The organism is Hymenobacter puniceus, from assembly GCF_014333525.1.
GTDB lineage: Bacteria > Bacteroidota > Bacteroidia > Cytophagales > Hymenobacteraceae > Hymenobacter.
The window spans coordinates 350546-375157 of record NZ_JACSCX010000001.1 but is presented as its reverse complement, the minus strand read 5'-3'; the positions used below and the strand labels follow the sequence as shown (position 1 = coordinate 375157).

At 59.0% G+C, this 24612-nt stretch carries 22 protein-coding genes; 10 read left to right on the top strand and 12 right to left on the bottom strand.

Annotated features, from left to right (window positions below; genetic code table 11):
* Positions 1-25: 25 nt before the first annotated feature.
* Together H8B14_RS01565 and H8B14_RS01560 are read right to left on the bottom strand one after the other, a co-directional pair.
* Complete coding sequence (locus H8B14_RS01565; RefSeq protein ID WP_187313874.1) at positions 26-667, bottom strand: O-methyltransferase; 642 nt, start codon at positions 665-667, stop codon at positions 26-28.
* A gap of 32 nt (positions 668-699) precedes the next feature.
* Positions 700-1137, bottom strand: a complete 438-nt coding sequence (locus tag H8B14_RS01560) for a YDG/SRA domain-containing protein (RefSeq protein WP_187313873.1) — start codon at positions 1135-1137, stop codon at positions 700-702.
* Positions 1138-1676: 539 nt separating this feature from the next.
* Here H8B14_RS01560 and H8B14_RS01555 point away from each other — a divergent pair.
* Positions 1677-2639, top strand: a complete 963-nt coding sequence (locus H8B14_RS01555; RefSeq protein WP_187313872.1) for a hypothetical protein — start codon at positions 1677-1679, stop codon at positions 2637-2639.
* A 179-nt stretch (positions 2640-2818) separates the two neighbouring features.
* Here the strand turns inward: H8B14_RS01555 and H8B14_RS01550 are convergent, their stop codons facing one another.
* Positions 2819-4051, bottom strand: coding sequence for a M16 family metallopeptidase (locus tag H8B14_RS01550; protein WP_187313871.1), 1233 nt, complete (start codon positions 4049-4051; stop codon positions 2819-2821).
* A 239-nt stretch (positions 4052-4290) separates the two neighbouring features.
* On the bottom strand, positions 4291-5319 hold the full coding sequence (locus H8B14_RS01545) for a glycosyltransferase family 9 protein (RefSeq protein ID WP_187313870.1): 1029 nt from the start codon (positions 5317-5319) through the stop codon (positions 4291-4293).
* 168 nt (positions 5320-5487) lie between these two features.
* On the opposite strand from H8B14_RS01545, the gene H8B14_RS01540 reads away from it, so the two are divergent.
* The 3 genes from H8B14_RS01540 to H8B14_RS21260 all read left to right on the top strand — a co-directional run bounded on the left by H8B14_RS01540 (position 5488) and on the right by H8B14_RS21260 (position 10436).
* Entirely contained in the window at positions 5488-6783 is a 1296-nt protein-coding gene (locus tag H8B14_RS01540) for an aminopeptidase P N-terminal domain-containing protein (protein ID WP_187313869.1), read from the top strand.
* Positions 6784-7106: 323 nt separating this feature from the next.
* Positions 7107-8576 (top strand): OmpA family protein, encoded by a 1470-nt coding sequence (locus H8B14_RS21265; protein ID WP_187313868.1) that lies wholly within the window; start codon positions 7107-7109, stop codon positions 8574-8576.
* A gap of 273 nt (positions 8577-8849) precedes the next feature.
* The gene (locus tag H8B14_RS21260; protein WP_187313867.1) at positions 8850-10436 is read left to right on the top strand and encodes an OmpA family protein; all 1587 of its coding nucleotides are present in this window, start codon (positions 8850-8852) and stop codon (positions 10434-10436) included.
* A 481-nt stretch (positions 10437-10917) separates the two neighbouring features.
* Here the strand turns inward: H8B14_RS21260 and H8B14_RS01525 are convergent, their stop codons facing one another.
* From H8B14_RS01525 to H8B14_RS01505, 5 genes are all read right to left on the bottom strand, one after another.
* Entirely contained in the window at positions 10918-11463 is a 546-nt protein-coding gene (locus tag H8B14_RS01525) for a DUF4252 domain-containing protein (protein WP_187313866.1), read from the bottom strand.
* Positions 11464-11681: 218 nt separating this feature from the next.
* Positions 11682-13256, bottom strand: a complete 1575-nt coding sequence (locus H8B14_RS01520; RefSeq protein ID WP_187313865.1) for a hypothetical protein — start codon at positions 13254-13256, stop codon at positions 11682-11684.
* A gap of 103 nt (positions 13257-13359) precedes the next feature.
* Positions 13360-13767 (bottom strand): EVE domain-containing protein, encoded by a 408-nt coding sequence (locus H8B14_RS01515; RefSeq protein ID WP_187313864.1) that lies wholly within the window; start codon positions 13765-13767, stop codon positions 13360-13362.
* A gap of 114 nt (positions 13768-13881) precedes the next feature.
* Positions 13882-14283: a hypothetical protein gene (locus H8B14_RS01510; RefSeq protein WP_187313863.1), complete on the bottom strand. Its 402-nt coding sequence runs from the start codon at positions 14281-14283 to the stop codon at positions 13882-13884.
* A gap of 70 nt (positions 14284-14353) precedes the next feature.
* Positions 14354-14749 (bottom strand): hypothetical protein, encoded by a 396-nt coding sequence (locus H8B14_RS01505; RefSeq protein ID WP_187313862.1) that lies wholly within the window; start codon positions 14747-14749, stop codon positions 14354-14356.
* A gap of 146 nt (positions 14750-14895) precedes the next feature.
* On the opposite strand from H8B14_RS01505, the gene H8B14_RS01500 reads away from it, so the two are divergent.
* From H8B14_RS01500 to H8B14_RS01485, 4 genes are all read left to right on the top strand, one after another.
* Positions 14896-16650 (top strand): DNA polymerase/3'-5' exonuclease PolX, encoded by a 1755-nt coding sequence (locus H8B14_RS01500; RefSeq protein WP_187313861.1) that lies wholly within the window; start codon positions 14896-14898, stop codon positions 16648-16650.
* A gap of 98 nt (positions 16651-16748) precedes the next feature.
* Complete coding sequence (locus H8B14_RS01495) at positions 16749-17816, top strand: glycosyltransferase family 9 protein (RefSeq protein ID WP_187313860.1); 1068 nt, start codon at positions 16749-16751, stop codon at positions 17814-17816.
* Between the two features lie 53 nt (positions 17817-17869).
* On the top strand, positions 17870-18319 hold the full coding sequence (locus tag H8B14_RS01490) for an OsmC family protein (protein ID WP_187313859.1): 450 nt from the start codon (positions 17870-17872) through the stop codon (positions 18317-18319).
* 18 nt (positions 18320-18337) lie between these two features.
* Positions 18338-18604 carry a UBP-type zinc finger domain-containing protein gene (locus tag H8B14_RS01485; protein ID WP_187313858.1) on the top strand — a complete coding sequence of 89 codons (267 nt, stop codon included), beginning with the start codon at positions 18338-18340 and terminating at the stop codon, positions 18602-18604.
* On the opposite strand, the gene H8B14_RS01480 is transcribed toward H8B14_RS01485, so the two are convergent.
* Both H8B14_RS01480 and serS read right to left on the bottom strand, forming a co-directional pair.
* Positions 18601-18966, bottom strand: a complete 366-nt coding sequence (locus tag H8B14_RS01480; protein WP_187313857.1) for a hypothetical protein — start codon at positions 18964-18966, stop codon at positions 18601-18603. The two genes, H8B14_RS01485 and H8B14_RS01480, sit on opposite strands and share 4 nt — an antisense overlap.
* Positions 18967-19044: 78 nt before the next feature.
* On the bottom strand, positions 19045-20319 hold the full coding sequence (serS, locus tag H8B14_RS01475; RefSeq protein WP_187313856.1) for a serine--tRNA ligase: 1275 nt from the start codon (positions 20317-20319) through the stop codon (positions 19045-19047).
* A gap of 494 nt (positions 20320-20813) precedes the next feature.
* Here serS and rho point away from each other — a divergent pair, with 494 nt between their 5' ends.
* Both rho and H8B14_RS01465 read left to right on the top strand, forming a co-directional pair.
* The gene (gene rho / locus H8B14_RS01470; RefSeq protein ID WP_187313855.1) at positions 20814-23006 is read left to right on the top strand and encodes a transcription termination factor Rho; all 2193 of its coding nucleotides are present in this window, start codon (positions 20814-20816) and stop codon (positions 23004-23006) included.
* Between the two features lie 158 nt (positions 23007-23164).
* A complete protein-coding gene (locus tag H8B14_RS01465) occupies positions 23165-23824 on the top strand; it encodes a DsbA family protein (RefSeq protein WP_187313854.1) in 660 nt (219 codons plus the stop codon).
* Between the two features lie 153 nt (positions 23825-23977).
* Here the strand turns inward: H8B14_RS01465 and H8B14_RS01460 are convergent, their stop codons facing one another.
* Positions 23978-24598 carry a hypothetical protein gene (locus tag H8B14_RS01460; RefSeq protein WP_187313853.1) on the bottom strand — a complete coding sequence of 207 codons (621 nt, stop codon included), beginning with the start codon at positions 24596-24598 and terminating at the stop codon, positions 23978-23980.
* Between the last annotated feature and the right edge of the window lie 14 nt (positions 24599-24612).

Genomic DNA, 24612 nt, shown 5'->3' with positions numbered 1-24612 from the left:
CTACGCCGAAAAAACCGGCTGCCCGCTACCGTTTTCGCACCAGCAGCAGGCCGTCGCGCAACGGCAGAAATACGTTTTCCACCCGCTCATCGGCCTGCACCTTGTCGTTGAAGGCGCGCACCGCGTGTGTGTCTTTGTCGGAAGGCTTCACCACGTAGGAGTCCAGCACTTTGCCACCCCATAGTACGTTGTCGATGAGCAGAAACCCTCCTGTACGCACCTGGGGTAGCACCAGCTCATAGTAGGCGTCGTTGTTGATTTTGTCGGCGTCGATGAACACCAAATCCCAGGTTTCGGTTAGCGTCGGTACCACGTCGGCGGCCCGCCCGATGTGCAGGTGCAGGCGCTTGGTGAGGCCGGCCTCGGCCACGTAGCGTCGGATGCGGCTTTCCAGCTCGGGGTTGAATTCCACGGTGTGCAGTTCGCCATCGGCAGCCAGTCCTTCGGCCAGACACAGCGCCGCGTAGCCCGTGAAGGTGCCCAGCTCCAGCACCCGCCGGGGCTGCACCATGTGGCTGATCATGCTCAGCAGCCGGCCCTGCGCGTGCCCGCTCAACATACGGGGCATCAGCGTCTGCACGTGCGTTTCGCGGTTGAGGCGCGCCAGCAGCGGTGGCTCGGGCGTGGTGTGGTGGTCGGCGTAGCGGAAAAAATCTTCGGAATGCATGCGGCAAAGGTAGAACTGCCGGCTCTGCGTTTCTAGCCCATCGGCACCAGCCTAAACAGGAACACCCAAAACCCCGACTTGCCGCGCGCAAATTCATGACCAATGATACGGTACAAGCCTTCATATCGAAAGACTTCGCTGCCTTCGTGTGAAACCCGATGAAAAACACGCACCGGCAGGCCGGTTTCCTGACTGCGGCGTAGCGCCAGATTGCGGCCCGTCATTTCCTGGTCGGCGACTTGATGACCTGATTTCAGGTCGCGCCCACCACTGCCGCTGTAAATTATTGCTTCCTCGCCAAACAGGTCGTCATCGTAAGCTCCTGCCAGTACAATGGAATCGGCGCCTTCTGCCTGGCTGCCACTCACACCTGCCCGACGTGGCCGGTGAAGCCCACACAAGCTCAATTCCAGGCGGTTGGTAAACAGGTCGCCCGGGCGGTATGTGCCAATATGGCCAAAGACGCGCATCAGTAGAGTTCTTATAGGTATAGCTGGAACAAGGAAACCTGATACGCTGCTGGCTTACAGACGAGACGCCCTGTCGAATAGATGCTACTTCGCTGACTGCAGGTAGGAAGATAGCACAGGCAAAGACAGGGAGCGAGGTGCTGTATATTCTGATTGACAATGCTTTAGATAAGCGCTTGCACGCCATTTTGAAAAAAAAGATGTGCTGAATTATGTGATTACGGGATTTGCGTTGAAAACCTCTCCATGGATAAGTGTAAACAAAGAATAAATAGCATGATAGTAAGTAGTTGATACAAAGTGATTTATATAATAATGCAAATTTATATTATAAATATAATATTTAAATCGAAATTCAATATATTGTATAATTACAATACTTTTTTTGGTATTTCTTATAAACTAGATGGTAAAGTTTCCGTTTAGCGTGTTACATTTACATAGTTGATCTAATAAGTGATAATATTTATTAGATAAACTTAATTATTCAGTCATCCCCCTTTTTTCACACATTCATCCACCATTACCAACCTTTCCCCATGAAAAAGTTAACCTTTTTAGCTGCCGCCTTTATGATGGCTGGCGCTGCTCACGCGCAAAGCAACAATCAGTCGTCTAGCTCAACTGGCAATGGCAATGATGTAACAGTTACGCAAAGTGGTAGTGGTAGCACTGCTGCTGCCACCCAAACCGGTGATGGCAACAATGCCACTCAGTCGCAAGGCCCAGGTGGACCTGACCGTGCTACCATCACGCAATCCGGTGATGACAACGAGGCTACCCAAACGCAGCAGTTTGGTGGTGGTAACAACGCAACTGCCACCCAAATCGGTGATCGTAACTCGGCAAGCCAATTGCAGCAAGCCAGCAATAGCACTGCGGAAATCCGTCAGGGCGCGAGTGGCAATGAGGCATTTGATAACGTAGCTATACAGGAGCAAACGGGAGGCAGCGGTACGCAAAACTCCTCTTTATTAATTGATCAGACCGGAGACCGTAACTATGCGTTGCAGCGCCAGGCTGGTAGCAATAACTCGGCAACTACCACGCAGTCGGGTGACGACAACGAAGCCGGGCAGTTCCAGCAAGGCGCTTCGCAAGTGGCTACTATCCAGCAAGCCGGCAATTTCAATAACGCCTACCAGACCCAAGAGGGAGGTGGTAATAATAACATGGCAGCTATAACGCAGACCAGCAATAACAACACGGCAAATCAGACGCAGTCTGGCAGCTACCATGAGGCAACCGTAAATCAGTACGGTTCCGGACAGTACAACCAAGCCACTCAGATCCAGCGTGGCAACGTCGGCGGTGACAGCGCAAATGGCAACGATGCTTTGATTGATCAGTTCAGCACCAGCCAATCTGACGGCAACAGAGCTACCCAGGACCAAATGGGTACTCGGAACAGCGCCAGCACCTACCAAGGCGGTTTTGGTAATGGCAGCGAGGTGATGCAGAATGGTGCCGGTAACACGGCAACGGTGCGTCAGAACCGGTAAGCCACTATTCTCTGGGCAATCAGCCAACAGAGTCTAAAATAAACACCCACTATCAGGCAAGCGGTGTTGCTTGCCTAGTAGTGGGTGTTTTTGCTTCGTTGCAGCACAGCTATACAGATGAGGGCCGGCCATGCTCTTAAAAGCACGGTCCGGCCCTCATCTGTATAGCTGTAATTTTCTTATTCAGGTACGTACTGCAGCACGCTCAGATTATCATCGGTCAGGACCTCGTTGGCCATTTCCAGCAGTTCGGAGGCCGTAATGGCGCGCACCCGGTCGAAGATTTCGTTGATAGATTCGACGCGGCCTAGGTCGAGGGTGCTTTTGGCTAGCAACTGCATCATACCGCCGTTGCTTTCCTCGGCCATGGCCATCTGGCCCATCAGCTGCTCTTTGGTGGTATGCAGCTGGGCCGTGCCCAACGACTGCTCGCGTAGCTTCCTCAACTCCTTTTGCACCAAAGACACTGTGCGGTTTACCTGCTTTTTCTCGGTGCCAAAGTAAATGCCGAACAGGCCCGTATCCGTGTAGGGCGAGTAGGTGGAGTCGATGGTGTACACCAGCCCATATTTTTCCCGCACGGCCAGGTTGAGGCGTGAGTTCATGCCGGGTCCGCCCAGCAGGTTATTGAGCAGAAAAAACGGAATCCGACGTGGGTCCTCAATGGCATAGGCAGGGCCGCCAATCAGGCAATGGGCCTGCGTAATGGGCTTGCGCTCCAGCTGATGTACGCGCTGGTAGCCACTGAACGGCGTGCGGGGCCGGGCACCCAGCTGCGCCGGTAGCGGCGCCAGATACTTGTCGGCCAGCCGCTTCACTTCCGAGAAGGGCAGGTTGCTGACGGTGCTGAACACCAGCCGATCAGTGCGCACGTTTTCTGCGAGGAACTGCTGGAAATCGGCTTGCTGGAAGCTGCTGACACTTTCGCGGGTACCCAGGATGTTGTGGCCCAAGGTGTGCTTGGCAAATACCACGTCATCGAAGTCGTCGATGATGGCGTCTTCGGGCGTATCCTGGTACATGCTCATCTCCTCCAGAATTACGCCGCGCTCCTTTTCAATCTCCTTTTCCGGAAACACCGAGTTGAACGTCAGATCCGTCAGCAGCTCGAAGGCCCGCTCAAAGTGCGTGCTGAGCAGAGAAGCATAGAAGCAGATTTTCTCTTTGGTGGTGTAGGCATTCAGCTCGCCGCCCACGGTTTCGAGGCGGTTGAGAATATGGAAGCTTTTGCGTTTTGCGGTGCCTTTAAAGGCCATGTGCTCCCAGAAGTGCGCCAAGCCCTGCTGAGCGGGCTTTTCGTCGCGCGAACCGATATCGAGCAGAAAACCGAGGTGCGCTATTTTGGTGTGTACTACTTGTTTATGCAAAACCCGGATGCCGTTGGGCAACTCGTACAGGTCGTAATCAGACATTGCGTAGGGGCTTGGAGTAGGGGCGCCGGAGCTGAAATTGCGTGCCCCGGCCCTGTATAACCGCGCCAGAGCGCAGCTGGTTGCAAAGGTACAACAGGTGAGACGCCAGACCGTCATTCCGAGCGAAGGTGTAGCCAAAGCCGCGCAATCTGGTATGCTGACATTGTGATGGTAATGACTTTACCGCACTAGCGAGATTTCTTGGCTTTGACTCCGCCTTCACTCGGAATGGCGGTTTTTCATTTCACCACCGCCTGCTCCGCCTCCGCCAATACGGCCAGTAGCTGTTGGGTTTCGATACCATGCGCGCACAGGAAATGTCCTAGTGGGCACTTGGCGTAGCCGTGCAAGCCGCAGGGCCGGCACTCCAGGTCTCCTTTAATTTCCACAACCCGCGAAAACGGGCTGAGCGGCCCGAAGCCGAAAAACGGTACGGTAGAACAGTACACGGCGCAGGTGGGCGCCCCCACGGCTGAACACAGGTGCATCGGGGCCGAGTCGTTGACGTAGTTGAGCACCGCTCCGCGCAGGAGGGCCGCCGAGGCCAGCAAGCTTAGCTGCCCGGCCAGATTCAGCACGTTCTCACGGCCACTGGCCTGCCGCAGCACCTCGCAGGCCGCCACATCCGGGGGGCCGCCCAACAGGTAAACTGGATAGTGCGCCGGCAGCGCCGCCAGCAGCTTCTGCCACTGCTCCTGCGGAAATTGCTTGGTGAACCACACCGATGTTGGGGCAATGCACACGTACGGTCCAACAGCAGCATAGGGTGCTGCGGCCGCTTCATCGGCAGGGGTAGGGTAGAGGCTGGGCGGTGGAATCGGGCCGTCGTAGGCTGGGTCGAGCAGGTGCAGGTTGCGCGACACCTCGTGCACGCCTGCCCCAATAATATGCGGCGTGGTGCGCGTGAAGCCGCGCGCAAACGGATTCTTGTCAAACCCAATTCGTTCTTTGGCCCCCGAAAATGCCGTGAGGAAGCCGGTAGAGGCAAAGCGCTGCAGCGTAATCACGCGGCCATAGTTGGTCCGCCGAATGAGTTGCAACAGGCGCCACAGGCCGCGGTATTTGTCTTTTTTCTTGTCCCAGATCAACACCTGCCGCACATGCGGATGCTGCTGCACCAAGCCTTCGTTGCCCTTGCGCACCAGAAAGTCGACGGGTGTACCGGGCTCGGTGCGGTGCAGGTGCTCCAGCAGCGCCGTGGCCAGAATCACGTCGCCGATAAAGGCAGTTTGGATAAGCAGCAGGGGCCGCGGCGAGGCTTCAGGCATCAGGAAAGTGAGCAGACAAAAGAGGAAGCTGGGTGCAATAATACGCAACTGTTACGCCCCTCAGATTTGCAAAGTACCAAGAGGGAGCAAAAGCAGGTACCGGCATTCTTTTAACTTGCAGCCGCCGGCCTTCGGCTGCGTCATTCCTTCGTACTCCAAGTTTCCCCCATGCGCTACGGTTCTATTGCCCCCGAGCTATTTGTTGAAAACCGCCGCCGCTTCCGCGAGCTGCTGCCGCCGGCCTCGCTGGCCATCTTCCACTCCAACGATGTGATGCCAACCAATGCCGATGGCACCATGGCCTTCCGCCAGAACAACGACCTGTTCTACCTGGCCGGCGTCGATCAGGAAGAAAGCATCCTCGTCATTTTCCCGGATGCGGTGCTACCGCAGTACCGCGAAATCCTGTTCCTCAAGGAAACCTCCGAGCATATTCTGGTTTGGGAAGGCTACAAGCTCACCAAAGAGCAGGCCCGCGAGCAAACCGGCGTGCGCACCATCATGTGGCTGGACTCCTTTAAGAGCGTGCTGCCGGCTCTCATGAACGAGGCCGAAAACGTGTACCTCAACTCCAATGAGCACATTCGGGCCACGGTGGAAGTACAAACCCGCGACGCTCGCTTCATCAAGGAGCTGCGTGAGGCCTACCCGTTGCACCAGTACCGCCGTGCGGCCCGCCTGCTGCACCAGCTGCGCGCCATCAAGAGCCCCGAGGAAATCCGGCTGATGCAAAAGGCCGCCGACATCACCGGCGACGCCTTCCGCCGCCTGCTCAGCTTCGTGAAGCCCGGCGTGATGGAGTACGAGATTGAAGCCGAAATCTTTCACGAGTTTCTGCGCCAGGGCTCGCGCGGCCCCGCCTACGGCAGCATCATTGCCTCGGGCGCCAATGCCTGCATTCTGCACTACGTCAGCAACGACCGGGAGTGCAAAGACGGCGACGTGATGCTGCTCGATTTTGGGGCCGAATACGCCAACTACGCCGCCGACCTCTCGCGCAGCATTCCCGTCAACGGCAAGTTCACCAAGCGCCAGCGCGACGTGTATGAGGCCGTACTGCGGGTGATGAAGTTTGCCACAGCCCGCCTTGTGCCGGGCGGCAACATTGAGGCATACCACGCCGCCGTAGGTCAGTTTATGGAGCAGCAGCTGATTGAGCTGGACTTGCTGAACGCGTCGGACGTTAAAAACCAGGACCCCGGCGCGCCGCTCTATAAGAAGTATTTCATGCACGGCACCAGCCACTACCTGGGCCTCGATGTGCACGATGTAGGCTTCAAGTACCGCACTTTCGAGCCGGGCATGGTGTACACCTGTGAGCCGGGTATCTACATTCGCGAAGAAGGCCTCGGGATTCGCCTTGAAAACGATATTCTTATCACCAAAACCGGCAACGACGACCTCATGAAGAACATTCCGCTGGAAGCAGAGGATATTGAACGGTTGATGCGTGCTGCCCGGTAGCATTACCGTTGTAGTTGCTAGCTTTTGAAAAGCCGCCTGCTGAAATCAGGCGGCTTTTTGTTGCACTAGAGCAAGAAGTTGCAAACAGTATACCAGCTGTTTCCAGGACACGGCTCCATACGCTGTAGTCCGTGTAAATCAGGAAGTAGGCGAACTGCCTGCCCTTATACAAACCCCGAATTATTCAGTGCCTGCTCAGCACTGCGCTGGCACATATAGCAACTTTCCGGGCCGGCCGAAAGTATAGCATCCTACCCCGAAGGCATATTGTGGTATCAGTCCCGGCCTTTTTCGGGGGTATTTGTTCACCAAAAGCTTTGGTCATGAGAAACCTCTTAACTCCCTCCCTGGCGCTGGGACTCACGTTGCTGGCAGCCGCTCCGCGCACGCAGGCCCAAACAGCCGACCGCAAAACGGCCATCAGCCTCTACGGCAGTGGCTATCAGTACAAGGGCAACTTTGGCTCGAACTTCTGGGAATGGTCTGACAATAACTATGGCCCTGGCATCAGCATCAACCGCTACCTCACGCCCGGCCTCGACCTGGGTTTAAGCGGAGCCTACGTAGAGTTGAAAAGCACTGCTGAGCAAAATGCGGCCCGCTTTAATTCCGACTTCAGCACCAACGTAGTGAACGTCAATCTGGCATTAAAGCTCAAGCTGAACAACGGCTGGGCCCTGAAGGAAGATGCCGTGATTCAGCCCTACCTGCTGGCTGCGCCCGGCTGGGCCTTCACCAGCCGCGAAGGCCGTTTTAACGGGCAGGTAACGGACGAGGATAAGAGCTACTTCGACCTGTTCGGCGCGGCTGGTATCAACTTCCGCCTCTCCGACGCCGTGGGCCTGTTTGTGCAAACCGGGCAGCATGTTCCGCTGAAAGCCAACCTCGATGGTGACCCGGTGCGCGACAATGACTCCTGGGATGACCGCTATCTGCAGCACACGGCCGGGGTGACGGTTGCCTTTGGCAAGCCCAAGGACGAAGACATGGACGGCGTGCCCGACCGCAAAGACAAGTGCCCCGCTACGCCTTCGGGTGTGGCAGTAGACGCCAACGGCTGCCCACTTGATGGCGACGGCGACGGTGTAGCGGACTACCAGGACAAGTGCCCCACCGAGAAAGGCACCGCCGCCCTCGAAGGCTGCCCCGACCGTGACAACGACGGTGTGCGCGACTCCGAAGATGACTGCCCAGATGAAGCTGGCACGGCTGCCCTCCGCGGTTGCCCGGATGCCGACGGCGACGGTGTAGCCGACAAGAACGACAAGTGCCCTGGCACGCCAGCCGGCACTCAGGTAGATGCCAACGGCTGCCCGCTGGTACTCGACGCCGACAATGACGGTGTAAAGGATGACGTAGACAAGTGCCCTGACACACCGGCCGGTTCGCGGGTAGATGCCAACGGCTGCCCCATGACCATCGACCCAGCCGTGAAGGCGCTGGAGAAGCCAGTGCGCTTTAACACGAACAGCACGGTTATCACCACAGCTTCGTACCCCACGCTCAACAAGATGGTGCAGGCCCTCAAAGACCACCCCGAGTACAGCCTGCGTGTTATCGGCCACGCCGATAGCCGTGGTACCGACGAGTACAACCAGGGCCTCTCGGAGCGCCGCGCCAACTCGGTGAAGCGTTACTTCACTGGCAAGCAGCTGGACCCCGCTCGTATCGTGACGGAGGGCCGCGGCGAAAGTGAGCCCGCAGCTCCCAATACGTCGTCGAAGAACATGAGCCAGAACCGCCGCGTGGAATTCGACTTCGAGTTCTTCGTGCCCGGCACGCCGCAGCCATAAGGCTGTTAATGCCCCGTAAGCAAAAGCGGCGGACCCTGTGGGTTCGCCGCTTTTGTGCTTTACATACCTTGGCGTGCGGTGTGCCTCGAAATATAATAGCGAAAGTCTATATCAATAAAAGCCTGTCATACAGGTGATAAAACGTGTAGGATCGAAATAGAATCTTGTTTAAGCACAACCCTGGGGCAACTCTAAAAGTATAGCACGGTAAATCGCGGCGGATTGGTAGTGCCCGGCACTATGGCCCCGCATCCCCATCACACTTTTCACACCATGAAAAAACTTCTTACCACTGGCATCACGCTGGGCCTGTCGCTGCTGGCGGCTGCCCCCAGCGTATTTGCTCAAACCACAGACCAGCGAACGGCCATCAGCCTGTCTGCCAATACGCTCCAGTACAAAGGCAATTTCGGCTCACAGTACTGGAACAACGAGGACAACTGGAAGCTGGGCGGCGGTATCTCTTTCAACCGCTACCTCACCTCTGGCCTCGACCTGGGCCTGCACCTCAACTATGGTAAGGTAAACTACGATGCCGTTGCGGGCGCGCCGCAGTTCGGCAGCTTTTTTGAGGCCAACATCGTGAATGCCAACCTGGGCCTTAAGCTGAAGCTCAACAACGGCTGGGCGCTCAAGGAAACCGCCTTTATTCAGCCTTATCTGCTGATTGCGCCCGGTGCCGCTTTCATTAGCTCCGATGGCGTTATCAACCGCAATGGCACCGCCACTGCCTTCGACGGCAGCGACACATATTTCGACGTGCACGGCGCGGCCGGTATTACGTTCCGCGTGAGCGAGTCGATTGGTTTGTTTGTACAGACCGGCCAGCACTTCCCGTTGAGCGCCAATATCGACATGGACCCGGTTCGTGACGATAATAGCTTCGACGACCGGTACCTGCAGCACTCAGCCGGCCTCACGGTAGCGCTGGGCAAGAAAGCCGACGAAGACAACGACGGTGTTTCAGACCGCAAAGACAAGTGCCCCGGCACGCCAGCCGGCGTAGCAGTAGATGCTAACGGCTGCCCACTCGACGGCGACGGCGACGGTGTTCCGGATTACCAGGACAAGTGCCCCACCGAGAAAGGTTTGGCTGCCCTTGAAGGCTGCCCCGACCGTGACGGTGACGGTGTACGTGACTCTGAAGACAAGTGCCCCGATACCCCCGGCAAAGCCGAGCTGCAGGGCTGCCCCGACGCTGACGGCGACGGTGTAACCGATGCCAGCGACAAGTGCCCTAATACACCAGCCGGCGTAGCAGTAGATGCTAGCGGTTGCCCACTTGACAAAGACGGTGACGGTGTTCCGGATTACCAGGACCGCTGCCCGAACCGTCCAGGTCCGGCTTCCAACAAAGGCTGCCCAGAAATGAAGGTGGAAGAGAAGAAGAAGCTGCAGGAAGCCACGAAGTTCATCCAGTTCGACTTCGATAAGGCCACGCTGAAGCCCGTATCCTTCCCAACGCTGAACGGTTTGGTGCAGATCCTCAACGACTACCCAGATTACAGCCTCGGTATCTCGGCCCACGCCGACAACAAAGGCGACGATGCATACAACCTGCGTTTGTCGGATGAGCGCGCTGCCTCGGCCCGCACGTACATGATCAGCAAGGGCATTGCTGCCGACCGTATCGTGTCGCATGGCTACGGCGAAACCAAGCCAATTGCCGACAACGCCACCGAAGCCGGCCGTGCCATCAACCGCCGCGTAGAGTTCGATGTGTACCTGCCCGGTGACCCGAACCCTGCCGAAACCAAGTACGGTATGGCTCCGGAAATTCCAGCTGCCGCTCCAAAGGCTGCGCCCAAGGCGCCGGTGAAAAAGGCTCCGGCCCGCAAGCCAGCTCCTCGTCGCCGCTAGTTAGCCGGTACGAATCCAACCAATTGCCAAAAGCGGCCAGCTCCCTGAGTTGGCCGCTTTTTTGTGCCTATATCTTAATGCGTATTGGGCAATGGCCGTATAGAGCTTGCCGAAGCATAGTCACCGTGCCGTTGGGCCTGTGCGCCTGAGCAGTACAGATGCTGTGGCTTGGCTACACTCCGCACAATGGCAGCGTGTTTTTGCGTGATTCCCACCCATGCACTAGGCTATGTCTGAAAACTTTAAAACGATTATGCTTTGCCAAGCAGACGCCAGATCAAGCAGGAGGTTCTGTGGGTTGCAAACGACTCTTCAGATATATCTAAGCTGCTCTGCGCAATGCGCTTCACCAACCGAGGTAGCAGCGTGCGCCCCACGCGCCACCTATCCGTAGTGGAGGCAACTACATGGGGCAGTAAAACGAAAAAGGCTGCCTCGTGAGGGCAGCCTTTTGTTGTTGGATAGCAAACCAACCCGGTTACTACTTGCTCATATCGGCCACGTTGGGCAGAATTTTGAGCAACTGATCGAGCTGTTCGCGGGTGAAGTTGCCACCAATCGACATCAGCAGAAACGAATCGGGGGCGCCTGAAACGCTGCTGGTGGTTACCAGCTCCGTTACCCGGTCGCCCTGAGTGCGGGTGGCGTAGCGCATGTTGCCGCCGGTAGTGGTGAGGGGTGTGTACCGCTCGTTGGCCAGCAGGCCATTCACTTCCTGCACCAGTCCGTCGGCCACCAGCTTCTGGGCGCTGTTGGTGGTGGGCGCAAACGTAAGCACCTTAAAGCTGCGGATGGAGGAAAGCGCCTGCGTCAGGTCGGAGCCGCCACCCAGGCTGCCCAAACGGCCCAGCAGCAGCCGGGTAGTCAGGCCTGCCGACCAGTCGGTGGCTTTAAAGCCGGAGCGGTTTTCATATTTATTGAAGAATTCGGCTACCGTGCGGGCGGGCCGCTCCGGACCAGCGGCCCGGCAGCCTGCCAATAGCAATAAGGCTACCAGCGGCAGCCACAAAAATGCGCGTTTCGTCATAAAAGAGAGAGGGAAAAAGGGAGAGAAATCAGAAGCGGTAGAGGCGTGCTAGGGTCAGGCAACAACCAGCTAGGCTTGTGCCCAGCGCAAATGTATTGAGCCAGTAGGTTATACAGCACCTCAAATGGGTGAGATACTTGCGGCTTAAACGGCATTCCAGGCCTGGTGGCTGTACAATTTTCACTGCTTCCGCCTGCTGGCCCTGCCGGAGCTAGGTCTCACTCGAAGCTGATAGTATTCAGGAAGAATACGTCCCGGTCGGGGCCGTGTTCAGCCCGTACATGTTGGAAGCCATATGCGAGCAGCCGGTTGCCATACCACGTTGTTAGGCCTTCCTGGGTGGTATTAGTGGCTTTTTCGCGGGCCGAAGGCAAGGCGGAGGTCGTCAGATTCACGCTCAAATCGTTGGGGGAAGGAGAAGCACGGTCAATTACTTTGTAATAAAGTTTATCGTTTTGCAGATAAGCCGCTGCCAGCCGGCCATCAGGCAGCTGGCGCAGGCGCACCGTTTCGGTGAGGTCGCGCAGCTCCACATTCTTCATCACCAGAGTATTGTCCCAGAGCAAGTTGCCGCGCTTGTCAAAGCCGCAGATCAGGGCGTGCGTGATGCGGTAGCCGTCGAAATTGCGGTTGCCGCTGGCCCAGTTGGCGCGGTCGTAGGCCGAGTAGTAGTAGGGGTTGTATACCAGGCTGGGGCTGTAGGAATTGTAGCGGTAGTGCGGAAAGTAGATTTCCGCCACCATCACGTAGCCATCCTCGAACGGCACCAGGTCGTGCATGAGGGTGCGGTAGCGCAGGCGCAGCACCCGGTCGGCGGCGCGCATTTTCTCGCTTCGCTGCCGCAGTCGGCTGGCCCGGTTGGGGCTCATAAAGTCGAAGAAGTGCTTGAGGTTGCTGAAGTCGTAGAACCGCAGCGAACGGCGCGAGCCGGAAGGGTTAACACCCGCCGTGAGGTCGGCCGCAAACAGGCCCTGCGAGTAGCGAGGGTCGCGCAGCGTGTAGGTGCCGGCCAGCAGGCGCCCTTCGGCCGAGTCGGTGGCCGGGCTGATCTGGGCAGAAATAAGACCCCGTTCGCTCTCAGCCTGCACAAACTCCGACGTCAGTAGCGCCCCACCAGCCGACAGGCGCTTGAGCTGCAGCCGGTTCTTGAAGCCATTGCTTTGGCTTAGTACAAACTCGGCCCGTTGCGCCGCCGAATCGGCCAGGAAGGAAAGCTGCGCCGGCAGCGGCTCATATACTGAAGGCAGAAACTGGTGTTTGCCAGTGGCCAGGTCCAGCAGCAGAATAGTCAGGTGATTATCTACCAGCACAGTTACAAACAGGTTGCCGGCCAGTGCTTTCAGGTCGTAGATGTCGCGGGTGAGTCTGCTGTCGAACTGCACCGTGCGCACCCGGCCGGTGCCGCCATCCACGGCCGCTACCAGCAGCCGGTGTTCCACATACGCCGACTGGAACAGCGCATAGGCAGTGGTACCTTCCGCGCAGAAGCGCTGAAACTGAAATTCGACCGGTAATTCCAGTTTGTTGTTCCAGACGGGCTGCAGGCGGTGGTTGTACTTCTGTAGCGCGTACGTATCGTTGCGGATGCCGGGCTCGTCCTGTTTCACCAGCAGCAGTACGCTGCTGTCCTGCAGAATGGGCTGCACTTCCACCTCGGCCGCATATTCCTGTAGCTCCAGCTCCAGGCGGCCATTTTGGGTGGGTGTGTAAGGTGCGGGCGTGGTGGGCTGCGCCTGCAGCGGGCTGGCCGCAACCAGCCACAGACCTAGCAAAAAGGGGAAGACGTGTCTCATAGCCAAGGCCAGCTGTCTGGATGGAGCCGGTATGCACGGAATATACGCCGAAGACTGCGCAAAGTCACGTCTGGTGCGCACAAATTGCCGTCTGCTGCTGGGTTCAGGCGCCTAACTCCAGAATGGTGTCAAATTCGGCGGCCTTTAGCGGCATTACCGACAGACGTGACTGGCGCAGCAGCCCAATCTGGCTGAGGCGCGTATCCTGCTTGATGCGGGCCAAGGACACAGGCTGAGCCAGGGCCTGCTGCGGCTGCAGGTGCACGGCCACCCAAGGGCTGCCGGCTTCGGCGGTGGCATCGGGGGCGGCGGGGGCTGCTACCTGGGCTACGCCCACCACCTGCTTGTCGCTGACGCTGTGATAGTAGAGCACAAGGTCGCCGGGCTGCATCTGCTGCAGGAAGTTGCGGGCCTGATAGTTGCGCACGCCAGTCCAGTCGGTGCCGCCATCACGCACAAACGTGTTCCAGGAGTAGGCTTCAGGTTCTGATTTTACGAGCCAGTAGTTCAAAACGCAGGAAATGAAAATGGTGAGGTTGCTGTTTCGGGCCGCAAGTTGGGCACTGCAACAGCAACCTCACCACTTTTTATGCAAGCAATTTTTCTGAGCCCGGCACCCGAAAAGCTAGTTCTGCCGGGCGCGCAGCGTGGTGTCGTCTATTAGCTCGATGGTGAGCAGGTAGGGTGGCTGGCCGTTGCTGAGGCTGAGGCTAATGCGGTATTTGCCTGGGCCTTCCTGTTGCCAGGTGCCCGGAACATCCAGCGGGCCATCGGCCGGGCCCTGGGTGTGCAGCACAAAGGTGCCGTCTGCTTCCAGCCGAAACCCATCGATGCCCCAGCCACCCTGCGGCGTGTAGGTGCCCTGCACCTTATAGGTAAAAAAGCCGGCGGCGTCGGGCTGCTGGCGGGTGTTGTACCAGTCTTTGCCAAACAGCACTTCCGGTGCCACAACGTCGGCGTCCTGCTTGCAGCCTCCCAAAGCCAGCAAGCCAATAAAAACGAGCGAGAAAAGCAGACGGTAGTACATAGCAGTAGAGTAAAAGTGAAACCAGCTACCTACAAGAGCCATCTGCCGGCCGAGGCGTTGCACTAGGCGGTTACTTTTCCACCCGTCGCACTTTCAGCACGTCGTTTTCCAAAGACACGATTTCCAGCCGATAATCGGGGTCTTTCTTGTCGTCGAGGGAGATGAGCAGGGTGTGGTCGTTTTCGGCTTTCCACGTGCCCTTGCGGCCTTCCAGCCCGTCGGTAGGCGCAATATCAAACTGCGTAAACAGGCCATTGTGCTCGAAGGCAAAGCCGGTGCGGCCGCGGGAAGGAGGGAAGGCGTAGGTGTTGGGCCGGTACACGCGCACGTCGCCCTGGTCTTCTTCGTGGGCGTGCAGCCAGGTATGCTCCAGTTGGCGGAGCGGGGACGAGGCCGAAGTGCCGGGCTGGCAGGTGGCAGCCAGGAGCAGGACGCTCAGCGCGGCCAGAACAGTGAACAGGCGCATAAACTTTGGGGAGAATAAAAGGTGAGGGAGGCGCAAAGCGGGGCCACAGCCGTATACGGCGCTGCCCGGCAACGAATGTAAAGAAATCGGGCGGGCCAGGGTTTGGGCCGCCGTAAACTACCCACCACAAACTACCTTTGTTTGCTATGGATAACCGCGCCCTGATTCGTGCTTTTCGCCTGACCGCCCAGCTCATGGAGCTGCACGAGGAAAATCCGTTCAAGATCCGGGCCTACGAAGGCACCGCCAACGCCCTGGAGCAGCTGACGGTGCCCGTGGCCGACCTCGACCGCACGGGCCTGCCCGACCGCACTGGCCTCAGCAAAACCGCCGCCGCCAAAGTGGCCGAAATGCTGGATACCGGCTCGTTTGAGGAACTCACGCGCCTGCTGGCCACTACGCCGCCCGGCGTGGTAGAGCTGCTGCGCATTAAAGGCATCGGGCCCAAGAAAATCCGCAGCCTGTGGAAAGAGCTGGGTATTGAGGGCGCCGAGCAGCTGCGTGAAGCCGCTCAGAACGACGAAGTGAGCAAGCTCAAAGGCTTCGGCCAAAAAACCCAGCAAGCCATCCTCGAAGCCCTCGACTTCACCGACCAGAGCCGCGGCAAGCTGCTCTATCCGCAGGCCGAAGAGCTGGCCCACGACCTCCTGACCCGCCTGCAGGCCACTACTGGCGTAACGGAAGCAGCCGTGGCGGGCGAAGTGCGCCGCCGCCTCGAAACCGTGGAAACCGTTGGGCTGGTGGCCGCCACTGCTGATCCGGCCGCCGCCCACGCAACCCTCAATTCCCTCGACGGCCTCACGCCCGACCCGCGCCGCAGCGGCCCGTTTGCCTGGCGCGGCACGGCCATGGCCTCGGGCGTGAAAGTGGAAGTGCTGCTGGTGGCGCCGGCTGATTTTACCAACCAGCTGCTGTTGAGCACGGCCGCCGAAAACCACCTGGCCGAACCGCTGCTGGAAACTCCTCAGCCCGGCCAGCCCGCCACTTTGCGCCAGTGGCTGAAACGCGAACAATTCGCCACCGAGCAGGCTCTCTACGAACGCGCCGGCCTGCAGTATGTGGAGCCCGAGCTGCGCGAAGGCCTCGGCGAGTTGGCGCTGGCCCGCGAAAACAAGCTGCCCCAGTTGCTGGAAGACGCCGACCTGCGCGGCTCCCTGCACAACCACAGCACCTACTCCGACGGCAGCCACAGCCTGCGCGAAATGGCCACCTTTCTGCAGGGCCAGGGCTATGAGTATCTCGGCATCTGCGACCATTCGCAGGCGGCGCACTACGCCAACGGCCTGCCGCCGGAGCGCGTGCGCCAGCAGCAGCGCGAAATCGACGAGCTCAATCAGGAACTGGCGCCGTTCCGCATCTTCAAGGGCATCGAGTCGGATATTCTGTCGGATGGCTCGCTGGACTATCCGCCCACGGTGCTAGAAACTTTCGATTTCATCGTGGCCTCGGTGCACTCCAACCTGAAGATGGACGAGCGCAAAGCCACCACGCGGGTGCTGAGAGCCATCGAAAACCCGTACACCACTATGCTGGGCCACCCCACAGGCCGGCTGCTACTGCGCCGCGAAGGCTACCCACTGGACCACAAAGCCGTCATCGATGCCTGCGCCAAGCACAACGTTATCATCGAAATCAACGCCAACCCCTACCGCCTCGACCTGGACTGGCGCTGGGTGCGCTACGCGCTGGATCAAGGCGTGCAGCTCAGCATCAACCCCGACGCGCACCACACCAACGGCTACGCCGACATGCGCTACGGCGTATTTATGGGCCGTAAGGGAGGGCTAACCAAGGAAATGACCTTCAACGCTAAATCAGCGGCGGAAGTGGCCGAGTACTTCGCTAAGCGCAAAGCTGCCATCAAGCCCCCACTGGAGTTCAAGGATTCGTTGTTTGGGTGAGGAAGTAATGAGGTGATGAAGTAAATGGTGATGAGGTGAATAAAACGTCAAGGCTCATTACCTCATCACCACTTACTTCATCACCTCATTACTCTCCCATGAAAATCCTGATTCTGCGCTTTTCTTCCATCGGCGACATTGTGCTGACCACGCCCGTTATTCGGGCCGTGAAGCAGCAGGTGCCGGGGGCCGTGGTGCACTTCTGCACCAAGCCCGGCTACCGCGGCATCCTGAAAAGCAACCCGTACGTGGACAAAGTGCACTGCCTCACCGGCTCGCTCACAGAGCTGGTGGCGGAGCTGAAAGCCGAGCAGTTTGATTTCGTAATAGACCTGCACCACAACCTGCGCACTATGCTGCTCAAAACTCGGCTGGGCGTGCGCTCGGCGAGCTTCGATAAGCTAAACTGGCGCAAATGGCTGCTCGTGAACCTGAAGCTGCACACCATGCCGCGCGTGCATATCGTGGACCGTTACCTGGCCGCCGCCGCGCCGCTCGGCGTGAAGAACGACGGCAAAGGACTGGACTACTTCATTCCGGAAGCCGATGAAGTAGACGTGACGCAGGTGCTGCCACCGGTATTCGGGCGCGGCTACGTGGCGTTTGCCATCGGGGCGCAGCACGCCACCAAGCGGCTGCCCGTGGAGCGTATTATCGAGCTGTGCGGCCTGTTGCGCCGCCCGGTGGTGCTGCTGGGCGGCCCCGAAGACGAAACCACCGGCCACGTAATAGAGCTGGCCTTCGACAACGGCGCTGCCGTGTCGCCCGCCCCCACGCCGCTCATCCCTGACAGCCCGTACTACTTCCCCAAACAGCCAGCCGCCAACAACTATCAACCAACAGTTATTTACAACGCCTGCGGCAAGTTCAGCCTCAACCAGTCGGCTTCGCTGGTGCGGCAGGCCAGCCTGGTCGTCAGCCACGATACCGGCCTGATGCACATTGCGGCGGCTTTCGGCAAGGAGATTTTCAGCGTGTGGGGCAACACGGTGCCCGAATTCGGCATGTATCCGTACCGCACCGAGTTTCGGGTGTTGGAAGTGCCCAACCTAAGCTGCCGGCCCTGCTCGAAAATCGGCTACGAGAAGTGCCCGCAAGGCCACTTCCGCTGCATGCGCGACATTCAGTTCAACCTGGACCTGCCACCAACTCAGGACGGGCGCTAAAGCAAAAGCCGGGCGAAATGCGTACATTCTGTCTCCGCTAAATCCCTCGCCCGATGTCTGATACGCCCGATAAATCCGTGCTCGTAACCGTAGGCCCCGAGGCGCTGCTAGCTGATGTGCATGCCGGCCGCCACACCTACTTCGTGGATGAGCCTGCCGAAGTCGGCGGCCAGGACCGTGGCCCCACGCCATACGATTTGCTGTTGTCGGCGCTGGGCGCCTGCACGGCCATCACGCTGCGCCTCTACGCCACCCAGAAAAAGTGGCCGCTCGAAGGCATCGAGGTGCGTCTGCGCCACCAGCGCGTGCACGCCCAGGACTGCGAAAAGTGCGAGCAGCCCGGCGAAATGCTGGAACAGGTGGAAAAGGAGTTGCGTCTGCTGGGCCCGCTCACCAACGAGCAGCGTCAGCGCTTGCACGTCATCTCGCAGAAGTGCCCGGTGCAGAAAACCCTCATGCGCGGCCTCCACATCGTCACGGTACTAGCCGAAGCCACAGTATAGCCACCAAAACCTCCTGATATGCCGCTCTGCCAGCATCTCGCCGCCCTCGAAATTCTGATTCCAACACCCGCTGGCCACGTCTGCCCCGAGTGTATAGCTCTCGGCGATACGTGGGTGCACCTACGCGTATGCCAGACCTGCGGCCACGTCGGCTGCTGCGACTCTTCCAAGAACAAGCACGCCACTCAGCATTTCCATGCCACCACGCATCCGGTCGTCACCTCAGCCGAGCCCGGCGAGCAATGGGCGTGGTGCTACGTAGATGAGCAGATGGCCGAGTATTAAAAAGTGAAACCAGCAAAATTTAGGCTATCCAGTGCTACTTTAAACTGAAATTGGGTTAGTGGTCCGTGGATAGCTTTTTGCACGGACGGATTGCCAATATCTGAAGGCTGATCCTGCGCCCTAATGATATAATAAAGACCATTAGTTGAGCTGACAAAAATGTAATCCGCTGTATAGCCAACTTTCTGAACATTCCGCACTCTTTCGTAGTCCGAACCATTCATGCAGCGATAATAGAGTGTTTTATAAGACGCTGCCGGATCCTGATCCACGTAGTAAGGACCGTTTAGCTCCTCTTCGCTTAAGCTGATACATGATGTGGAGATAAGAAGGAAGCTGGCAAGCCAGCGGAATGATTTCATAGACGGAAGTAAAGCCAGTAAAAGGACACCATACTCCACTATGGTATCCTTTTACTGGCTTATTCGCTCTCATTGGTGTTACCCGATCTTTTCGAAGCCGCAGTAGCCGTGCAGCACTTTGGGCAGTTGGATGCCGTCGGGCGTCTGGTTGTTTTCGAGCAGCGCCGCCACGATGCGGGGCAGCGCCAAGGCCGAGCCGTTGAGCGTGTGCAGCAGCTGAGTTTTGCCACCCTCGCCGCGGTAGCGCAGTTTGAGGCGGTTGGCTTGGTAGGTTTCGAAGTTCGAGGCCGACGATACTTCCAGCCAACGGCCCTGCGCGGCGCTCCACACTTCCAGGTCGAAGGTGAGGGCCGAGGTGAAGCCCATATCGCCGCCGCAGAGGCGCAGGATACGGTAAGGCAGCTCCAGCTTCTGCAGCAGCCCTTCGATGTGCGCTACCATGCCATCCAGAGCAGCGTAGCTGTTCTCGGGCTGCGTAATCTGCACGATTTCTACCTTGTCGAACTGGTGCAGGCGGTTGAGGCCGCGCACATCGGCGCCCCAGCTGCCGGCCTCGCGGCGGAAGCAGGGCGTGTAGCCGGTGTTGCGGATCGGCAGCTGCTCGACCGGCACAATCTCGTCGCGGTAGAGGTTGGTAATCGGTACCTCCGAAGTCGGAATCAGGTAGAGGTTGTCCTTGGCATCGTGGTACATCTGGCCTTCCTTGTCGGGGAGCTGGCCGGTGCCGTAGCCGCTGGCCTCGTTCACCAGAATCGGGGGCTGCACCTCGTCGTAGCCGGCGTCGCGGGCTTCGTCCAGGAAAAAGTTGATGAGGGCCCGCTGCAAACGGGCGCCCTGGCGCTTGTACACCGGGAAGCCCGCGCCGGAAATCTTGTTGCCCAGCTCGAAATCGATGATGTCGTATTTCTTGATCAACTCCCAATGAGGAAGAGCATCGGCGGGCAGCTCCGGCTTTTGGCCGCCTTCGCGCACCACCTCGTTGTCCTGGGCAGCGCGGCCTTCGGGCACGCTGCTGTGGGGCAGGTTAGGCAGCTTGTAGAGTGTTTGCTGCAAGGCGTCTTCCACCTGCGTCAGCTCGTCGTCGGCAGATTTGGTGTGCTGCTTGAGCTCGGCCGTGCGCGCTTTCAGGGTTTCGGCCCCGGCTTTGTCGCCCGACTTCATCAGGCCCCCGATCTGGCGGGCCAGCTCGTTGGCCTCAGCCTGGGCCGAGTCGCGGGTGGTTTGCAGCTCCTTGCGGCGCTGGTCCAGCGCCAGAATAGCCTGTACGTCGGCTTCGGCCGTTTTATAATGCTTTTTGGCTAGCCCGGCCAGTACGGCCTCGGTGTGCTCTTTCAGGACAGAAACTTGTAGCATAAGGGCAGAAAACGCGGTAGAGGATGCTGCAAAAGTAGCCGAATGATTCGGCAGATTCTATGCCGCCGCTATATATCGGTGAGTGCTGCCAGTAGGTATGGGCTGAACCTAACGGGGCAAAGTCCCGTTTCAAGGCCAACGCCACCCCCTTCATTTGGCTGAGCTAACCGTGTAGGCTGCAGGGAAAAGCGCTGTCAAAAGCAGCGGTTGGCATGAAATCCGCAAAATGTAACAAGGGGTTTGGCAGTTCGGCGGGTTTGCGCTAACATTGCGTTAACAAGCCGGCTGCTGATGCCGGGCCCGTCGTTGGTTTTCATAACGTCCGGTCCGTGGATATTTTCCAGCGCCACCGCCTACTACCACCCCGCTGTTCCTTTTCGAACATATCCCCGTGCTGAACGCCGCGCCTGCGGTTCCCGGGCATTGCCTGAATCTGAGGCAATGTCCCGCTGTTGGATGGGCCCCCGCCAGAATTTTCCTCCCTCATTGCCTCTATGTATACTATTGAAGAGTTGAAAGACCGCCTTCTTTCTGAGTTGAAAGAAATTGCGGAAGAGCTCAACGTTGGCAACTTTAAAAAGCTTAGCAAGCAGGATCTGATTTATAAGATTCTCGATCAGCAGGCCGTCTTGCCCGCCGACAAGCTACCCGTCAAAGTGAAACCAGCCGCTAAAGCCCGCCCGGCTGCTCCCGAAGCGGCGCCGGTGGCGGCCGTAGCTGAAACGCCGGCCGCTGCTCCGGCCGCCCGGCCAGCTGCAAGCCGCAGCCGCGCTGCCAAAGCCCCCGCCACCAGCCCGGAAGTGGCCGTTGTGCCTGAGACTGCTGCCGCTCCAGTTCCGGTAGCTGTTGCCGCTGCCGCCGATGACGTAGTGCCTGCCACAGGCTCTGGCTCAGAGTCTGCCCCAGAGCCTGTGGCTGAGCGTCCTGTAAAAGCCTACCAGCGCCCTGAGCGCCGCTCCCGCGAATCGTCGGGCCGCAACGGTCAGGTAGTAGATGCCAGCCAGTCGGATGTAGCTCCGGTAGCGGTGGTACCCCCGGTAGCTGCCGCTTTCAGCGAAGTAGCCGCCTTGCCAGCTGTAGTAGATACTCCTGCTGCTGCGGCAGTAGCCGAAGTAGTTTCGGATGTAGCAGTAGCCCCAGCTCCACGCATCTTCCGGCCCGAACGCACTGATGGTGTGGCACGCCCAATCCGCGACCAGCCCCGCGAGCGGGAGCAGGCCCGCGACGGCCGCGAGTTGCGCAACGGCAGCAGCGACGTGGCCCGCATTGCCGATGCCCCGCGTGAGTTCCGCAACGACGTAGCTGCCCGCCCCGACCGTGACCAGCGCGACCCGGGCCGCGCCCTGCGCGACTCCAGCCGCGCCGACCGCCTCGACCGTGACGTGCAACGCTCGGAGCGTGGCGACGCCGCCCGCTCTGAAATCACTCGCCCCGACCGGGAGCAGCGCCGCGAAGAACGGTACGCCGCCCGCGAGCAGCAGCGCCAGCAACGCCAAGAAAGCCGCCAGGAAGGTGGCCGCCAAGAAAACGCTGGCAACGCGCCGCAACAGCAGCGCCAGCGCAACGACTTCGATATTGTGGTGCCCGGCGAAGGCACCTTGGAGATGATGCCCGACGGCGGCTACGGTTTCCTGCGCAGCCCGTTCTACAATTACCTGTCCTCGCCCGACGACATTTATGTGGCGCCGCAGCAAGTGAAGCTGTTCAGCCTGAAGGCCGGCGACACCGTGAAATGCACCATCCGGCCGCCGCGCGAAGGCGAGAAGTACTACGCGCTGGTGGGAGTGGAAACCATTAACGGCCGGGCCGTGGAAGACGCCCGTGACCGGGTGCCGTTCAGCAGCCTCACGCCGCTGTTTGCCGAGGAGCGCCTCAAGCTATCCACCAAGTCCACGCAGTACAGTACCCGCATTCTGGATCTGTTTGCGCCTATCGGCAAAGGCCAGCGCGGCCTGATTGTGGCGCAACCGAAAACCGGTAAAACGGTGCTGCTGCAGGAAATTGCCAACGCCATCAGCGAAAACCATCCTGAGGTGTACCTGATGATCCTGCTCATCGACGAACGCCCGGAAGAAGTTACGGACATGGCCCGCTCGGTGAAAGCCGAGGTGCTCAGCTCCACCTTCGACGAAACCGCCGACCGCCACGTGAAAATCGCCAGCATTGCGCTGGATAAGGCCAAGCGCCTTGTGGAGTGCGGCCACGACGTGGTGATTCTGCTCGACTCGATTACGCGTCTGGCGCGGGCCTACAACACCGTGCAGCCGGCTTCCGGCAAGATTCTGTCGGGTGGTGTGGATGCCAACGCCCTGCACAAGCCCAAGCGTTTCTTCGGCGCGGCCCGCAACGTGGAAAACGGCGGCTCGCTCACCATCATCGCCACGGCCCTGATTGAAACCGGCTCGAAGATGGATGAAGTAATTTTCGAGGAATTCAAGGGCACCGGCAACATGGAGCTGCAGCTGGACCGCAAGCTGGCCAACAAGCGCATCTTCCCGGCCATCGACGTGCCGGCCTCCGGCACTCGTCGCGAGGACCTGCTCATGAGCCGCGAGGAACTGAGCCGCATCTGGGTGCTGCGCAAGTTCATGGCCGACATGACGCCCGCTGAGGCCATGGAGTTCCTGAAAGACCGCATGAAAGGCACCAAGGACAACAGCGAATTCTTGCTGGCCATGAACGGCTAGACGGCGTTTAAAAACGTAGAACGTCATTCCGAGCGGAGCGAGGAATCTGACCAGTGTAGTAGAATCATTCACTATACTGGTCAGATTCCTCGCTCCGCTCGGAATGACGTTCTGGTTTTATGTGTTTCTGACTCTCTTTACCCTAATTATCCATCCGCATGCCCCCCATCCAACCAACACCCGACCTTCCCGAACTGCTCTACCTCTTCGACCCGCTGTGCGGCTGGTGCTACGGTATGAGCCCGGTGATTCAGCGGGTGCGGCAGGAATTTGCGGGCCGCGTGGAGGTATCGGTGCTGTGTGGCGGCATGGTGACGGGCGAACAAGTAGGCCCCATCCGCGACGATTGGGACTATATCAGCGGGGCACTAACGCAAGTGGAGCGCGTGACGGGCGTGCAGTTTGGGGAGGCGTTTCGGGCTGTGGGCGCCGAGGGCAGCCGCGTACAGGATTCGGCGCCGCCGAGTTGGGCCATCAGTGCCTTCCGCCACTTCAACCAGCCCGATACCGCCAGTTTTGCCCACGATGTGCAGGTGGCCTACTTCCGCGACGGCGCCGACCTCAACGAGCCCAAAACTTACCTGCCCCTGGCCACCGCCTACGGCCTTGATGGTGCAGCGTTTCTGCGCCAGCTAGCCCTGCCGGAAACCGCTCAGGCTACCCAGCAGGAATTTGCGGCCGTAGCCAAAATCGGGGTGCAGGGCTTCCCCACCACCATTCTGCGGGTCGGCAACCAGGGTTATGTGCTGGCGCGCGGCTACCAGCCCTACGAGGCATTTGCCGATGGCCTGACCCAGGCACTGGAGCAGGCCGGGTAGTCTATCATTCTGAGTGCAGTATCTGAGCTGTAAATGAGCCGTAGCGCGCACTTTGTAGTTCGCGTCCCCGCGCCGTTTCAACGATTCCGGACGGCACGAGGACGCGAACTACAAAGTGCGCGCTACTGGGTGAATGGCACTCGGAAGAACTGTTTAGCTACCGAAGCCCGGCAATTGCACTACCTGCTTGGTGCCGGGCGAATACGCAATGCGGCGGCGGTCTTCCTTGCCTACCAGATACTGGAAGCCTACAGCGTCGGGGCGCTTCTGCAACTCGGCCCAGACGGTGCGGTCGGCGCCGCCTTCCTGGTAGGCATCTTTGGTGGTAAGGGCCGGCTGACGGAAGTTTTTATCGGCGAAAAACTCGTCCATGCGGCGGCGCACGTAGGCCTCGCGCTCAGCGGGCCCAACGGTAGTTTTCTGCATCTCATACACCATGCTGGCCTCTAGGTCGGCAGGCGTAAGCATCTCGCGGAAGATGACCTGCCCGGCCGCGTCGGTGATGGTGAACGTAATCTGGCCGGTCAGCACGTCTTTGCCGCGCAGCGTCAGCTTGAACTCATCGGGCGAAGCAGGAGCAGAGAAAACATGGCGCCGCCGCACGGTTTTGAGCGTGTCGGCCTGCGGGGTGGCGGTGCTGGCGCGCGCCGTATCCATGGGTTCGAGGCGGGCCGTAGAATCCCCGGCCGGGGTAGTAGTGCCTGATTGGCTGGCGTCGGGGGTGGAGCAGGCAGCCAGCAGACCGAGAGTGGGCAGAAACAGCGCAATTCGCATAGCAGAAAGTCTGA

Excerpts from the sequence above, each read along its gene's own strand:
- H8B14_RS01525 (WP_187313866.1), bottom strand. The coding sequence starts at position 11,463 with ATGACGAAACGCGCATTTTTGTGGCTGCCGCTGGTAGCCTTATTGCTA.
- H8B14_RS01510 (WP_187313863.1), bottom strand. The coding sequence starts at position 14,283 with ATGTACTACCGTCTGCTTTTCTCGCTCGTTTTTATTGGCTTGCTGGCT.
- H8B14_RS01480 (WP_187313857.1), bottom strand. The coding sequence starts at position 18,966 with ATGAAATCATTCCGCTGGCTTGCCAGCTTCCTTCTTATCTCCACATCA.
- H8B14_RS01485 (WP_187313858.1), top strand. The coding sequence starts at position 18,338 with ATGCCGCTCTGCCAGCATCTCGCCGCCCTCGAAATTCTGATTCCAACA.
- H8B14_RS01505 (WP_187313862.1), bottom strand. The coding sequence starts at position 14,749 with ATGCGCCTGTTCACTGTTCTGGCCGCGCTGAGCGTCCTGCTCCTGGCT.
- H8B14_RS01490 (WP_187313859.1), top strand. The coding sequence starts at position 17,870 with ATGTCTGATACGCCCGATAAATCCGTGCTCGTAACCGTAGGCCCCGAG.
- H8B14_RS01520 (WP_187313865.1), bottom strand. The coding sequence starts at position 13,256 with ATGAGACACGTCTTCCCCTTTTTGCTAGGTCTGTGGCTGGTTGCGGCC.
- H8B14_RS21265 (WP_187313868.1), top strand. The coding sequence starts at position 7,107 with ATGAGAAACCTCTTAACTCCCTCCCTGGCGCTGGGACTCACGTTGCTG.
- serS (WP_187313856.1), bottom strand. The coding sequence starts at position 20,319 with ATGCTACAAGTTTCTGTCCTGAAAGAGCACACCGAGGCCGTACTGGCC.
- H8B14_RS01460 (WP_187313853.1), bottom strand. The coding sequence starts at position 24,598 with ATGCGAATTGCGCTGTTTCTGCCCACTCTCGGTCTGCTGGCTGCCTGC.
- rho (WP_187313855.1), top strand. The coding sequence starts at position 20,814 with ATGTATACTATTGAAGAGTTGAAAGACCGCCTTCTTTCTGAGTTGAAA.
- H8B14_RS01555 (WP_187313872.1), top strand. The coding sequence starts at position 1,677 with ATGAAAAAGTTAACCTTTTTAGCTGCCGCCTTTATGATGGCTGGCGCT.
- H8B14_RS01560 (WP_187313873.1), bottom strand. The coding sequence starts at position 1,137 with ATGCGCGTCTTTGGCCATATTGGCACATACCGCCCGGGCGACCTGTTT.
- H8B14_RS21260 (WP_187313867.1), top strand. The coding sequence starts at position 8,850 with ATGAAAAAACTTCTTACCACTGGCATCACGCTGGGCCTGTCGCTGCTG.
- H8B14_RS01495 (WP_187313860.1), top strand. The coding sequence starts at position 16,749 with ATGAAAATCCTGATTCTGCGCTTTTCTTCCATCGGCGACATTGTGCTG.
- H8B14_RS01550 (WP_187313871.1), bottom strand. The coding sequence starts at position 4,051 with ATGTCTGATTACGACCTGTACGAGTTGCCCAACGGCATCCGGGTTTTG.
- H8B14_RS01565 (WP_187313874.1), bottom strand. The coding sequence starts at position 667 with ATGCATTCCGAAGATTTTTTCCGCTACGCCGACCACCACACCACGCCC.
- H8B14_RS01500 (WP_187313861.1), top strand. The coding sequence starts at position 14,896 with ATGGATAACCGCGCCCTGATTCGTGCTTTTCGCCTGACCGCCCAGCTC.
- H8B14_RS01545 (WP_187313870.1), bottom strand. The coding sequence starts at position 5,319 with ATGCCTGAAGCCTCGCCGCGGCCCCTGCTGCTTATCCAAACTGCCTTT.
- H8B14_RS01540 (WP_187313869.1), top strand. The coding sequence starts at position 5,488 with ATGCGCTACGGTTCTATTGCCCCCGAGCTATTTGTTGAAAACCGCCGC.
- H8B14_RS01465 (WP_187313854.1), top strand. The coding sequence starts at position 23,165 with ATGCCCCCCATCCAACCAACACCCGACCTTCCCGAACTGCTCTACCTC.